Source organism: Brevundimonas sp. TWP1-3 (assembly GCF_049896085.1).
Classification (GTDB): domain Bacteria; phylum Pseudomonadota; class Alphaproteobacteria; order Caulobacterales; family Caulobacteraceae; genus Brevundimonas.
This window is the reverse complement of sequence record NZ_JAFCTP010000001.1, coordinates 131,829-144,907: the sequence shown is the minus strand read 5'-3', so window position 1 is coordinate 144,907 and position 13,079 is coordinate 131,829. Positions and strand designations below refer to the sequence as shown.

Genomic DNA, 13,079 nt, shown 5'->3' with positions numbered 1-13,079 from the left:
ACTATTCGGCTGCGAGTGCGAACGCTTCGCGGCTGTCCTGAATCATCTGGCGCATCTCGCAGACGCATTTGGCGCACTGGGCCTGGCACTGGTTGCGCGCGAAGATGTCGCGCGGACGGCAGGCCCCGGCCTCGATGGCCTGGGCGACATCACGCTGGCGAAGACCGTTACAGTTGCAGACGTACACGAGGCGCTACACGTTCCATCGACTGAGAATGGTTCGCTATAGCACGGGTTAAGGCGATTGCAAGTCGTTCGCATAGCTCGAACGTTGACGGATCGTCGCGGGGGAGGGAAGGACGAGTATGGCCCGAACACCCACCGCCCCCGCCCGCCCGCCTTGCCGGCTGTATCTGATCACGCCTCCTGCGATTGCAGACTTGGGCGCCTTTGCCGAAACGCTGGATCAGGCGCTGGCGGCCGGCGATGTCGCGGCCTTGCAGATCCGGTTGAAGCCAGCCGACGATGCGACGATCCGTGCGGCGGTCGCGGCGCTGGCCCCCGTCGCGCGTCGTCACGACGTGGCCGTGCTGCTGAACGACCGGCCCGACCTGGCGCGGGAAACAGGGTGTGACGGCGTCCATATCGGTCAGGCGGACGGCTCGCTGGCCGAGGCCCGCCGCATTCTGGGGCCGGACGCCATGATCGGCGTCACTTGCCACGACGACCGCGACCTGGCCTGGGACGCGGCCGAGGGTGGGGCGGACTACGTCGCCTTCGGCGCCTTCTATCCCACGGACACGAAAGAGACCGTCCATCGTCCGGGGCTGGAGATTTTGACGGTCTGGCAGGAAACGGTCGAGACCCCCTGCGTCGCCATCGGCGGAGTCACCGTCGACAATGCCGCCGACCTGGCCCGTGCGGGTGCGGACTTCGTCGCCGTCAGCAACGGCGTCTGGGGTTACCGCGAAGGCGCAGCCGAAGCGGTTAGGTTGTTCAATCAAAGATTGAATTTCTGACTTCAGGGGATATTAGGAACCCTGTGGTTTTTTACCCCGCCTCTATTTGGTCGGGACGGTTCCATGATCCTGAGCCGCGCGCTCAACAGTAACGACCCATCGGTGTCGTCTTTGACGACGTCGCCAGAGGTTGTCCAACAACCGGGTGATCTGACCGACAGCGTTCATCCGTTTCAGCCTCTGGCTCCTGTACTGACGGGTGTAGCCGTCGCGATCCTCGTCGCCCTGGCCATCGCCTATGGCCGGTCGGCAGGGCTGGTCGCGGGGCTATGGGGCGCCAGCGGCGTCGCGGTGGTCGTATGGTTGCGGACCAGCCGTGGTCGCCGCAGCGACATGACGTTTGCGGTGGTCCTGACCGTCAGCATCCTGATCGGAGAGATCATCGCCGGCAACAAGCCGGCTTTGGCGCTGGCCTTCACCATCGTCAACATGATCGAGATCGTGGCTGCGGTCCTGCTGGCGCGGCGGTTCTCGCCGACGTTGAACCTGTCCAGCCTGAACGGCGCCGTCAACTTCCTGTTCTTCGCCGCCGTCCTGGCGCCGATCCCGGCGGCCCTGGCCAGTTTGGTCATCCTGAATCAGATGGGACAGGGGGAGATCTGGCAGGGGTTCCAGACCTGGTGGTTCGGCCATGCTCTCGGCATCGCCGTCCTCGGCTCCATGGGGCTGTCGCTGACGCGCAGCACGCTCAAGAAACTTTTTCGACCGGCGAAGATGACCGAGGCCGTCATCCTGTTGGGGTTGGTTCCCATTTTTTACTACGTCGCTTTCGCGGGAAACGTTCCCATGGGGTTCGTGTTGCTGCCCCTGCTGCTGGGCATTGCCGTGCGGTTGGGCGTGGCGGGCATCGCCTTCACCCTCGTCGTCGTCAGTTTTTTGTTGGTAGGCGGGGCGATGATCGGCCACGGCCCCTATAACCAGGGATCGCTTCCCGAACAGGTTATGATGGCCCAGATGCTGGTCCTGATCGGTTATATGCCGGTCTTGCTCGTGGCGTCGCTTCTGGAAGAGCGCGACTTGCTGGCCGAACGCGCGCGTCTCGGGCGTGAACGCGCCGAGAAAGCGTCCGAAGCCAAGTCTCGCCTGCTCGCCAATGTCGCCCACGAAATCAAGAGCCCGGTCGCCGGCATCATCGGCATAGGCGATCTTTGGCGTCAGGGCCAACTAGGCCCGATCACGGCCCAGCAGGCCGAAATGTCGGAAATGCTGGTCTCGACAGCCCGTCAGGTCGAAACCCTGGCTCATGACCTGCTGGACGTGGCGCGGGCCGAATCCGGGGCCGTCAGGGTGGAACTGCGTCCGACCGACATTCCGGGATTGCTGGAGGATGTGCGCCGCACCTGCCTGCTGCGACCCGACGCCGACAAGGTCGCCATCGAAGTGGTGTGCGAAGGCGACGGCCTGATCGCCATCGCCGACTCCCAGCGTCTGGCGCAGGTGCTGACCAATCTGATGATCAACGCCCTGAAATATGGCAGTTCGGGCGGCCGCGTCATTCTTCGGGCGCTGCGTGAGGACGATCATGTGCGGATCGAGGTCATCGACTTCGGCCCCGGGCTGTCCGTGCAGAAGCAGGCCCAGCTGTTCGAACCCTTCAACCGCTTGGGGCTGGAACGTTCGACGGTAGAGGGTCACGGCGTGGGCCTGGCGCTGGCCAAGCGTCTGGTGGAGTTGCAGGGCGGGTCCATCGGCGTGATCTCCGCGCCGGGCGAGGGGGCCACCTTCTGGGCTCTGTTGCCCAAGGCGTGAGGTCGCGCTTGCGGTCGGTGCGTTGGCGCGCGATTGTCCGGCCATGCCCATGATCGCCCTCGCCGCCGCCCTTCTGATTTCTGGACAGGCGACCACGCCTCCGCGGCGCGCCACGTCGGACCTGACGCGCGATCTGAACAGCGCGCCCCCTTCGGCCGTCACGCCGCCATCGTCAGCCAATGCGGCGCCGGCGCAGGTCCCGGCGCGCGCGCCGACAGCGACACAACCCGCCACACCGCAAAGCCCGACCGCCGCGACCGCATCCCCTCGGCCTGCGCCGTCGACTGCGATTCGGCCTGTTCAAACGCCGGCTTCCACGCCGCGTCCGGCGCCCTCGACATCGACGCTGCCCCCGATCGGCGGCGGATCTCAAACGCCGCGCGCGTCCCCGGCTGCGCCGCGCCCTGCGCCTTCGGCATTGCCGCCTATCGGCGGTGCGCCTCAAGTCCAGCCCGCTGCCACCGCCGCAACGCCGACGACATCAGCCCCTGCTGTCCCTGCGCCGGCCGCGCTCGGCGCCGCCGCCATCGCGGCCCTGCCGTTGAGGATCGAATTGCCTGCCGGACTGACGATTACGCCTGCACGCGCGGGCGCCGACGCCAGCATCTACCGGGTTCAGCGCAGCGATCAGACCTTGCTGATGATATACGCCGGGCCGTCGTCGCAGTTTCCGATCTATGACGGCGAGATGGTGCGCGCCGGCGGCCGCGCCTCGGTGGTGGTGACGGAAGGCGGACGGCGCCTGGCGATGGAGCATCTGTTCCAGCGACCGACCGTCCCCAAGGAAATCCACGTCTGGATCACCAGCATCACCGGCGCCGACCGGGATCTGGCCGAACGGATCGGCCAGTCCATCGACGCCCGCTAAGCCGTCAGCCCTCGGACCAGACCGCCATTTCGGTTCCGGCCGGATCGGCGAAATGGAACCGGCGACCGCCGGGGAAGGCGTAGATCGGCTTCAGGATGCGACCGCCGGCCGCCTCGACCTTGGCCAGCATGGCTTCCAGGTCATGGGCGTACAGAACGGGCAGGGGCGTCTGGGTCCGCTCGGCCTGATCGGCGTCGAACCCGCCGTCCAGCCCCTGATCGAAGGCCGCATAGGTGGGGCCGTAGTCCACGAAGGTCCAGCCGAACGCCTGGCTGTAGAATTCCTTGGTCGCGGGCAGGTCTGCGGCGGGCAGTTCGAGATAGTCCAGCTTTCCGTCTTCACGCACGGTTGATCTCCTCAGTTCGACGCCACCGACCGATCCCTCTTGCACGACGCCCGAACATGCGCAAACCTGCAAACGGTTCGCAGTTGCAGGAGTCGGCGATGATCGTGATGACGACGGGATTGTCGGGCCTCGTCGCCCTGATGCGGCAGGAGGAGCGCGCGGTCGAACCGCCGCCCAGACCGCAAGCCGGTCACCCGCAAAGCCTTCAATCCATCATCTCGGCGCGCAGACCGAGGCGATAAGCCGTCAGCCGACTTGGGCGCGGTGCCTCAGGAAGGCATCGGCCAGGACGCAGGCGGCCATGGCCTCGACCACCGGCACGGCCCGCAGCGCGACGCAGGGGTCATGGCGACCCTTGGTGCGCAGGTCCGTTTCCTCACCGTCGCGCGTAACCGTCTGACGCAGGGTCAGGATCGAGGATGTCGGTTTAAACGCCACGCGCGCCGTCACCGGCTGCCCCGTCGAAATCCCGCCCAGCACGCCGCCCGCCTTGTTCGACAGGAAGACCGGCTGCTTGTTTAGGTCCAGCCGCATCTCGTCGGCGTTCTCTTCGCCCGTCAGTTCGGCCGCCTCGAAGCCCGCGCCGATCTCCACCCCCTTGGCGGCGTTGATCGACATCAGGGCCGCCGCCAGTTCGGAATCCAGCTTGCCATAGATCGGCGCGCCCCAACCGGCCGGAACGCCCGTGACCTCCAAAGCGACCACGGCGCCGACCGACGACCCGGCCTTGCGAATGCCGTCCAGATAGGCCTCCCACGCAGGCACGACCTCGGCCGAGGCGGCGAACAGCGGATTGCCGGATACGGCGTCGAAATCGACCTGATCGGGTGCGATCCGGTGGGGTCCGATCTGCACCACGCCTGCACGAATCCTGACGCCTTCGCCCAACACCTTGCGCGCCACGGCGCCGGCCGCGACGCGACTGGCGGTCTCGCGCGCCGAGGATCGGCCGCCGCCCCGGTGGTCGCGCACGCCGTATTTGGCTTGATAGGCATAGTCGGCGTGGCCCGGCCGATAGGCGCGGGCGATCTCGCCATAGTCCTTGGACCGCTGGTCCTCGTTCTCGATCATGATCGAGATCGGCGTGCCGGTGGTGACCGGGCCGTCGCCGTCGTCGAAGACGCCCGACAGGATGCGCGCCGTGTCGCTTTCCTTGCGCTGGGTCACGAAGCGGCTTCCGCCGGGCTTGCGCTGGTCCAGCCACGGCTGGATGTCCGCCTCGGTCAGCGGGATCATCGGCGGGCATCCGTCCACGACGCAGCCGATGGCCGGCCCGTGGCTCTCGCCCCAGGTGGTCACGCGAAACAGATGGCCGAAGGTATTGTGCGACATGCGCCGACTTAGGCCGCCAGACGCTCCTGCGTCCAGACCCGCGTGAACCGCAACAGCAGGTCTTCCGCCGCCGACGGCACGTCCGACGACGGCGTCAACGTCACGAACAGATGCCCGGCCTCGCGCGATCCGCGCGCCGGCAGACCCAGGCCTTTCAGGCGAACCCGCACCGGCGCGGCCATGTCCGCCGTGATCCAGGCCGAGCGTGTGCCCGCGTGGGTCTCGATCTCGACCCGGCCGCCGTCGGCCATCAGGCGCTGTTCCGTGGGCCAGGTCATGAAGATGTCGTCGCCGACGACCGACAACCCGTCCTCGGGTCGGATCAGAACCGACAGATACAGGTCGCCGCCGTCCGCCGCGCCGCGACGCAGCCGCAAATGATCGCCGCTTCGCAGGCCCGCCGGCGCCGTGACCCGCACCGTCCGCGCGCCCAGCCGCAGGTCCACGCGCGCCCCGGCGATGGCCTGCATCGGACTGAGCACTAACACGGGCGCAGGCGCGGGACGCAGCTTGGGAGCGGACAGGGCAGGGCGTGCGGGCTGATGCGCCTGGATCAGGCGATAGGCGGCGATCACGCGCCGGAACCGCTCGGCGTCGCCTCCGGTCTGGTCGGGGCGCGCCGCCTTGACCGCGGCGCGGAAGGCGGTCTTCAGCGCGGCGGCGTCGACATCGCCGCTGAGACCCAGCATCGAAAGGGCCTCGCGGACGCCGGAAACATCGGAGGGGTGACCATGCGCGCTCATGCCGTCACCGTTCGCCCATCAGGGTCAATGGGCGGTTAACCGTGCTGCGCAAACGGCCGTTTTGACCTCGATCATTTCCAGAACCGCTCACAGGGATTAGATCACCAACATGACCGCATCCGTGATCCCGCCCAGCCCGTCGCGTGAGGAATACGCCCGCGACTATGCCGCCGCCCTGGCCGCCAATGGCGACGAGACCATCTTCTCGCGCGCCGAACCCATCGGGCTGTTCGTCGAGTGGCTGGCAGACGCACGGGCGCACGAGCCGAACGACGCCAACGCCATGACCCTGTCCACCGTCGATGCGGATGGCCTGCCGGATGCGCGGATCGTGCTGCTGAAGGACGTCGATGCGCGCGGCTTCACCTTCTATTCCAACAGCGAGAGCGCCAAGGGCGTGGAACTGGCGGCCTGCGCCGCCGCCGCCCTGACCTTCCACTGGAAATCGCTGCGGCGTCAGGTGCGGGTGCGCGGCGCGGTCGAGCCGGTGTCGGTCGCTGAAGCCGACGCCTATTTCGCCAGCCGCGCCCGCGAAAGCCGGATCGGCGCCTGGGCCTCGGACCAGTCTCGGCCCCTCTTGGACCGCACGGTGCTGGAAGAGGCCGTGGGGCGCGAAACCGCGCGGTTCGACGGCCAGGACGTGCCCCGTCCCGCGCACTGGACCGGCTGGCGGATCGTACCGCGATCGGTCGAGTTCTGGCGCGATCGCCCCTTCCGCCTGCACGATCGGCTAAGGTTCGAGCGCGACGGCGAGGCCTGGCGGTCGGGACGTCTTTGGCCCTGACCCCCGATCAGTCGCGGAAAAGCAGAGATCCGTCGCCGTAGGAATAGAATCGATAGCCGTCGGCGATGGCGTGGGCGTAGGCCGCCTTCATCGTCGCGCTGCCCGCAAAGGCGCTGACCAGCATGAACAGCGTCGACTTCGGCAGGTGGAAGTTGGTCATCAGCACATCGACCGCGCGGAACCGATAGCCCGGCGTGATGAAGATGGCCGTGTCGCCGTGGAAGGGCCGGATCTCGCCGTCCTCGGCCGTGGCGCTTTCCAGCAGACGCAAGCTGGTGGTGCCGACGCAGACGATGCGGCCGCCGTTCGCGTGGACGGCGTTCAGGGCGGCGGCGGTCTCAGGTGAAACCTCGCCCCATTCGCTGTGCATCTTGTGATCGGCCAGGTCGTCGGCCTTGACCGGCAGGAAGGTGCCGGCGCCGACATGCAGCGTCACGGCGTGGGTCGAGACGCCCTTGGCGCGGATGGCGTCGAGCAGGGCCGGGGTGAAATGCAGGCCGGCGGTGGGGGCCGCGACCGACCCGTCATGCTCGGCGAAGACGGTCTGATAGTCCGAACGGTCGCGGTCGTCCTCGGGCCGTTTGGCGGCGATATAGGGCGGCAGGGGCATGACCCCCACGTCGCGAATGGCGTCATCCAGCGCCGGGCCGGACAGGTCGAACGTCAGGGTGATCAGACCGTCGTCGCCCTTGGCCGTCACCGTCGCATCGAGGCGGCCCAGATCGCAGGCGGCGTCGCTCTCGTTTCCGAAGCGTATCCGGTCGCCCGGCTTGATGCGCTTGCCCGGCTTCATGAAGGCGGACCAGACGTCGGGCGCGTCACGGTGGTGCAGCGTCGCCTCGACCTCCACCGTCAGGGTTTCACCCTCCGCCCCGACACGCTGGCGCACGCCCGACAGACGGGCGGGGATGACACGTGTGTCGTTGAACACCAGGGCGTCGCCGGGTCGCAGGAAGTCCGGCAGGTCGCGGATGACCCGATCCTCCAGCGCGCCGCCCTTCACGACCAGCAGTCGCGCAGAGTCCCGCGGATCGGCCGGACGCAGCGCAATCCGGTCTTCAGGCAGGTCGAAATCGAAATCGGCGGTCTTCATCGCGCGCTCTATACGAGCGTCGGGCGGACCGCGCCACGAGGTAAGGTGGATGAAACGCGGAGCTGAGCCTTATGAACTTGTTCATCGACGCAGAACAAAATGCTTGGATGATCACTCGCGACCGTCTCATCGTCTCGGCAGCCGCGCTCCCCGCTGTGTTCGGGTTTGGTTTGGCGATCGCCATATCTCGCGATCTGATTATCGCTGGCGCCGTTGCGGTCGTCGCGTCCCTCATCTCTGCCGGGATTACATTCACACCGTCAGTGCGCGCTGCGCGCATCCGCATAATGCGGCGGAAATATCCGGACGCTTCCTGACTAACTTCCGTTCGCCCTGTCAGGCGAGATGGGCTGAGAACGCGCTGCCAGCGCATTTCGCTCGAGCCGGTCCTTGATTTCCAAAAGGATTTGTCGCCCGAACGGCTTCTACCCTAACGCGCCCTATCCATGCGTTAGAATGATCGCCGATCTTTGACAGCTTAAGTTCAGGCAACCCACACGGCCAATTCCCGCCTGCGTCTCACGGCGACCACACCGGGAGATTAGACGAATTAGACACTCTAGACGGTGAATTCTGGTCCGCGCCTCAGGGCGCCGACGCCCAGAGATCAGACGAATTAGACAGTTTAGACGGTAAAAATCGCCGGTCAGCGTCTGATGTCAGTTGTAGCCGGGCGCAAACGCCCCCGCCCAGGCGCCGTAGCGGTTCAGGGACAGGTCGCGCGTCTCGATCTCGGGCGACCGGCCGTCAATCATGTCGGCCAGCACGCGGGCCGAGCCGCACGACATGGTCCAACCCAAGGTGCCGTGGCCGGTGTTCAGATAAAGGCCTGGGATCTTGGTCGCGCCGATGACGGGCGTGCCGTCCGGCGTCATCGGACGCAGGCCGGACCAGTAGCTGGCGCCCGCCAGATCGCCACCGCCGGGGAACAGGCTGCCGACAGAATGGGCCAGGGTTTCGCGGCGCAGGGCCGGCAGGGTGTTGTTGTAGCCCGACAGTTCCGCCATGCCGCCCACGCGAATGCGGTCGCCCAGGCGAGTGATCGCCACCTTGTAGCTTTCGTCCATGACGGTGGAGACCGGCGCGCGGTCGGCGTCCAGGATTCGGGCCGTGATCGAATAGCCTTTCACCGGATAGACCGGCAAATCCAGGCCCAGGGGCTTGGCCATCATCGGCGAATAGGAGCCCAGCGCCAGCACGACCAGATCGGCGGACATCGCCCCCTTGCTGGTCAGGGCGCCGGTCGCGCGGCCGTCCGTGGTCGTGATAGCGTGGATTTCGGTCTCGTGATGGAAGACCACGCCCCGCCCCGCCGCCAGCTTCGCCAGGGCGTTGGTGAACAGGAAACAGTCGCCGGTCTCGTCATGCGGTAGGCGCAGCCCCCCGACGAAATCGACATCGGAGGCGGCCAGGCCCGGTTCGGCGGCGATGCATCCGGCGCGGTCCAGCACCTCGCACGGGACGCCGGCCGCCTTCAGCACGTCCACATCCTTGTGCACGTCAGCCAGCTGTTTTTCGGTGCGGAACAGCTGCAGCGTGCCCTGCTGGCGGCCGTCATAGGCGATGCCGGTGTCCCGCCGCAGCAGGTCCAGCTGGTCGCGGCTGTATTCGGCCAGACGCACCATGCGGCTCTTGTTCAGCGCATAGCGGTCGTGGGTGCAGTTGCGCAGCATGGCCAGCGTCCAGCGCACCATGGCCATGTCCAGCCTGGGTCGAACGATCAGCGGGGCGTGGCGCATCAGCAGCCATTTCATCGCCTTAACCGGGATCGATGGCGCGGCCCAGGGCGCGGAATAACCGGGGGAAATCTGGGCTGCGTTGGCGAAGCTGGTTTCTAGGGCCGGACCCGCCTGGCGATCGACCACCGTCACCTCATGTCCGGCCTGATTGAGATACCAGGCGGTGGTGACGCCGATGACGCCGGAACCCAGAACCAGAACCTGCATGTGACGCTTCCGAACCGTGTTGATTGTCGGCGAAGTTACCCTCGCATCGTTCGATGATCCTGCCTGTTTGCGCAATGATCTGCGGCTGGTAGATATGTGACGCAATAATCTGCGGTCGAAAGGCGGAAACTTGTGCCCCTGCTTGATCCCATCGACCAGCGCATTCTTCAACGGCTTCGCGCTGATGGCCGTGTGAGCAATGCAGACCTGGCCACAGCGGTCGGCCTGTCGCCGTCGGCGTGCCTGCGCCGGGTGCGACGGCTTGAGGAACGCGGCGTGATCCGGGGCTATGCCGCCGTCCTCGCCAATGACGCCGACGACGGGGTGGTGGCCTATGTCGAGATCACGCTGGAAAAGCAGACCGACGACCATATGCGCCGGTTCGAGGCGGCGGTGCGCAACCATCCCGAAATCCGCGACTGCTATCTGATGGCGGGCGAGGCCGACTATATCGTGCGGGCCGTGGCCCCCGACATCGCGGCCTATGAGGTGATCCACAAGGACGTGCTGTCGCGCCTGCCGGGCGTGTCACGCATCCACTCCAGCCTGGCGATCCGAAACGTTCTGGCGGCGCGCGGCTGAACCCTCGCCGTCGTGCGGTGTTCAAACGGCATGAAGATCACCGAACTGTTGCCCTCCGCTCTCATCGGCGCCGTCGCCAGCGCCCGTTCCATGACCCCGATGGCGGCCATCGCGGCGGCCGAGTTGGCGCACAAGCCGACGCCGGGGCGGGTCTTCCTGTTGAACCAGCCGCTGTTCAAGTTCGGGGCGCTGTTGATGGGCGTGGGCGAACTGTTCGGCGACAAGATGAAGTCGGCGCCCGACCGCACGGTCTTTCTGGGCCTGTTGGCGCGGGTGATGAGCGCCGGCATCGCGGGATCGGCCCTGGCGCCGCGCGGCAAGGAAAAGCTGGGCGCCGGCGTCGCCGTCGCCACCGCCGTGCCGCTGGCCTATCTGACCCTGGCCGGTCGCAAGAAGGCCATGGCTCGCATCGGCCAGACCCGCAGCGGACTGATCGAGGACGCCCTGATCGTCGGGGCGGGCGCTCTGGTCGTCGGTCTGACGGTCGCCCGGTTCAGCCGCCGCTAAGCGCTCGACAGGCGAGGGGCGGGCGGCGATAGATGCGACAGCATCTCCACAGGAACCCGCCATGATCACCCGCATCCAGCCCGGCGCCCGCATGAGCGAAGCCGTCATCCACGGCGACACCATCTATCTGGCCGGCCAGGTCGGAGAGCCGGGCGACGACGTCATCGCCCAGACGAAGACGGCTCTGGCCGAGGTCGAGGCCTTGCTGGCCGAGGCCGGCAGCGACAAGTCCAAGATCCTGATGGCCCAGATCTGGCTGGCGGACATCGGCGATTTCGACGCGATGAACAGCGTCTGGGACGCCTGGGTGGACACCGCCAATCCGCCCGCCCGCGCCACGGGCGAGAGCCGGCTGGCGTCTCCGGAGTATCTGGTGGAGGTGATCGTGATCGCCGCCAAGGGTTGATCGCGACGGCTAAGCGGTTGACCGGGCGGTATGCAGACTGCAAACCGCCGACATGTTGCAGAACCTCGAAACCCTCGCCCGCGAGGCCAAGTCCTGGCCGTTCGAACAAGCCCGCAATCTGCTGGCCCATGTGCTGAAGAAGCGTCTGACCGACGCCGAGCGGGACGCGGCGAAACTGCTGATCGACGCGGGCAAAGCGGACGAGGCGCTGGCGACCTTCCCGGCGCTGCAACGGCCTGTGATCCTTGAAACCGGTTATGGCCCCTCGGGCCTGCCCCACATGGGCACCTTCGGCGAGGTGGCGCGCACGACCATGGTGCGCAACGCCTTCCGCGCCCTCACCGGGGACCACTGGCCGACGCGCCTGATCGCCTTCAGCGACGATATGGACGGGCTGCGCAAGGTGCCCGAGGGCATCCCGAACCCGGAAATGCTGCGCGAAGACCTGCACCTGTCGCTGACGCGCGTGCGCGATCCATTCGGCACGCACGACAGTTTCGGGGCGCACAACAATGCGCGGCTACAGGCCTTCCTGGATTCGTTCGGCTTCGACTACGAGTTCATGAGCTCGACCGAGACCTATAAGTCCGGCCGGTTCGACGGGACGCTGCTGACGCTGCTGGAACGGTTCGATGCGGTCATGGCCATCATGCTGCCGACCCTGGGCGAGGAGCGGCGCGCCACCTATTCGCCCTTCCTGCCGGTTAGTCCGATCACCGGCCATGTGCTGCAGGTCCCGACCCTGGCGCGCGACGTCGAGAAGGGAACGATCACTTTCGAGGATCCGGCCGGCGAACCTGGCAACCGCACCGAGGTTCCGGTCACCGGCGGCCATGTGAAGCTGCAATGGAAGCCCGACTGGGCCATGCGCTGGGTCGCGCTGGACGTCGATTACGAGATGTCGGGCAAGGACCTGATCGAGAGCGTGCGCGAGTCGTCGAAGCTGTGCCGCGCCTTGGGCGGCACGCCGCCGGAAGGCTTCAACTACGAGCTCTTCCTCGACATCGAGGGCAAGAAGATCTCCAAGTCCAAGGGCAATGGCCTGACGATGGACGAATGGCTGCGCTACGGCACGCCGGAGAGCCTGAGCTGGTACATGTTCCAGTCTCCGAAGTCGGCCAAGAGCCTGCACTTCAACGTCATCCCACGCGCCATCGACGACTATCTGGCCTTCATCGAAAGCTACAAGACGCAGGAGTCGGCCAAGCGGATCGACAACGCCGTCTGGTCGATCCATGCGGGCGATCCGCCGACTCATACGTCGCCGGTTTCCTTCGCCCTGCTGCTGAACCTGGTGGGGGTGGCCAACGCCTCGACCAAGGAGCAGCTGTGGGCCTATTTCGCCAAATATCTGCCCGAGGCGACGCCTGAGAATGAGCCGCTGCTGGACCGGCTGATGGGGTCGGCGCTGAACTATTACGAGGACTTCGTGAAGCCCTCGAAGTCGTATCGCTTGCCGGACGACAAGGAGAAGGCGGCGCTGCTGGACCTGGCGGAAAGGCTGAAGGCCCTGCCGGCGGACACCACTGACGGCGAGCTGATCCAGAGCGAGGTCTATGCCGTGGGCAAGGCGCATGAGTTCGAGCCGCTGCGAGCTTGGTTCGGGGCGCTGTACGAGGTGCTGCTGGGCGCCAGCCAGGGACCGCGCTTCGGCTCGTTCGCGGCCATCTATGGCCTGGCGCAGACCATCGCGCTGATCGAGGCAGGGGCGAACGGCGAACTCGCGTAACCTTGATTTTGGTCAGGATTGTTAACCTGGACGCG

The 13,079-nt window shown here is 66.6% G+C and carries 15 protein-coding genes; 9 read left to right on the top strand and 6 right to left on the bottom strand.

Annotated elements, in window-relative coordinates; genetic code table 11:
* Position 1: 1 nt before the first annotated feature.
* Positions 2 to 187: a (2Fe-2S)-binding protein gene (locus tag ACP693_RS00800; protein ID WP_135195182.1), complete on the bottom strand. Its 186-nt coding sequence runs from the start codon at positions 185 to 187 to the stop codon at positions 2 to 4.
* Between the two features lie 118 nt (positions 188 to 305).
* Here ACP693_RS00800 and thiE point away from each other — a divergent pair, with 118 nt between their 5' ends.
* From thiE to ACP693_RS00785, 3 genes are all read left to right on the top strand, one after another.
* Positions 306 to 959: a thiamine phosphate synthase gene (thiE, locus tag ACP693_RS00795; protein ID WP_426016151.1), complete on the top strand. Its 654-nt coding sequence runs from the start codon at positions 306 to 308 to the stop codon at positions 957 to 959.
* A 63-nt stretch (positions 960 to 1,022) separates the two neighbouring features.
* Positions 1,023 to 2,708 carry an ATP-binding protein gene (locus ACP693_RS00790; RefSeq protein WP_426016153.1) on the top strand — a complete coding sequence of 562 codons (1,686 nt, stop codon included), beginning with the start codon at positions 1,023 to 1,025 and terminating at the stop codon, positions 2,706 to 2,708.
* 43 nt (positions 2,709 to 2,751) lie between these two features.
* Positions 2,752 to 3,576 carry a hypothetical protein gene (locus ACP693_RS00785; protein WP_426050111.1) on the top strand — a complete coding sequence of 275 codons (825 nt, stop codon included), beginning with the start codon at positions 2,752 to 2,754 and terminating at the stop codon, positions 3,574 to 3,576.
* A 4-nt stretch (positions 3,577 to 3,580) separates the two neighbouring features.
* Here ACP693_RS00785 and ACP693_RS00780 read toward each other — a convergent pair whose 3' ends face one another.
* From ACP693_RS00780 to ACP693_RS00770, 3 genes are all read right to left on the bottom strand, one after another.
* Entirely contained in the window at positions 3,581 to 3,922 is a 342-nt protein-coding gene (locus ACP693_RS00780) for a VOC family protein (RefSeq protein ID WP_346496484.1), read from the bottom strand.
* A gap of 246 nt (positions 3,923 to 4,168) precedes the next feature.
* The gene (gene aroC, locus ACP693_RS00775; protein ID WP_426016159.1) at positions 4,169 to 5,254 is read right to left on the bottom strand and encodes a chorismate synthase; all 1,086 of its coding nucleotides are present in this window, start codon (positions 5,252 to 5,254) and stop codon (positions 4,169 to 4,171) included.
* Between the two features lie 8 nt (positions 5,255 to 5,262).
* Positions 5,263 to 5,997: a DnaJ C-terminal domain-containing protein gene (locus tag ACP693_RS00770; protein ID WP_426016161.1), complete on the bottom strand. Its 735-nt coding sequence runs from the start codon at positions 5,995 to 5,997 to the stop codon at positions 5,263 to 5,265.
* Positions 5,998 to 6,106: 109 nt separating this feature from the next.
* Here ACP693_RS00770 and pdxH point away from each other — a divergent pair, with 109 nt between their 5' ends.
* Positions 6,107 to 6,781, top strand: a complete 675-nt coding sequence (pdxH, locus tag ACP693_RS00765; RefSeq protein ID WP_426016163.1) for a pyridoxamine 5'-phosphate oxidase — start codon at positions 6,107 to 6,109, stop codon at positions 6,779 to 6,781.
* Positions 6,782 to 6,788: 7 nt separating this feature from the next.
* Here the strand turns inward: pdxH and queA are convergent, their stop codons facing one another.
* On the bottom strand, positions 6,789 to 7,874 hold the full coding sequence (gene queA, locus ACP693_RS00760; protein ID WP_426016165.1) for a tRNA preQ1(34) S-adenosylmethionine ribosyltransferase-isomerase QueA: 1,086 nt from the start codon (positions 7,872 to 7,874) through the stop codon (positions 6,789 to 6,791).
* A 71-nt stretch (positions 7,875 to 7,945) separates the two neighbouring features.
* On the opposite strand from queA, the gene ACP693_RS00755 reads away from it, so the two are divergent.
* On the top strand, positions 7,946 to 8,191 hold the full coding sequence (locus ACP693_RS00755) for a hypothetical protein (protein ID WP_426016167.1): 246 nt from the start codon (positions 7,946 to 7,948) through the stop codon (positions 8,189 to 8,191).
* A gap of 342 nt (positions 8,192 to 8,533) precedes the next feature.
* Here the strand turns inward: ACP693_RS00755 and ACP693_RS00750 are convergent, their stop codons facing one another.
* On the bottom strand, positions 8,534 to 9,820 hold the full coding sequence (locus ACP693_RS00750; protein WP_426016168.1) for a D-amino acid dehydrogenase: 1,287 nt from the start codon (positions 9,818 to 9,820) through the stop codon (positions 8,534 to 8,536).
* 132 nt (positions 9,821 to 9,952) lie between these two features.
* On the opposite strand from ACP693_RS00750, the gene ACP693_RS00745 reads away from it, so the two are divergent.
* The 4 genes from ACP693_RS00745 to ACP693_RS00730 all read left to right on the top strand — a co-directional run bounded on the left by ACP693_RS00745 (position 9,953) and on the right by ACP693_RS00730 (position 13,044).
* Positions 9,953 to 10,402: an Lrp/AsnC family transcriptional regulator gene (locus ACP693_RS00745; RefSeq protein ID WP_426016170.1), complete on the top strand. Its 450-nt coding sequence runs from the start codon at positions 9,953 to 9,955 to the stop codon at positions 10,400 to 10,402.
* A gap of 30 nt (positions 10,403 to 10,432) precedes the next feature.
* Positions 10,433 to 10,909 (top strand): hypothetical protein, encoded by a 477-nt coding sequence (locus tag ACP693_RS00740; RefSeq protein WP_426016172.1) that lies wholly within the window; start codon positions 10,433 to 10,435, stop codon positions 10,907 to 10,909.
* A 61-nt stretch (positions 10,910 to 10,970) separates the two neighbouring features.
* Positions 10,971 to 11,315 (top strand): RidA family protein, encoded by a 345-nt coding sequence (locus ACP693_RS00735; protein WP_426016173.1) that lies wholly within the window; start codon positions 10,971 to 10,973, stop codon positions 11,313 to 11,315.
* 52 nt (positions 11,316 to 11,367) lie between these two features.
* Positions 11,368 to 13,044, top strand: coding sequence for a lysine--tRNA ligase (locus ACP693_RS00730; RefSeq protein ID WP_426016175.1), 1,677 nt, complete (start codon positions 11,368 to 11,370; stop codon positions 13,042 to 13,044).
* The last annotated feature ends 35 nt before the right edge of the window (positions 13,045 to 13,079 follow it).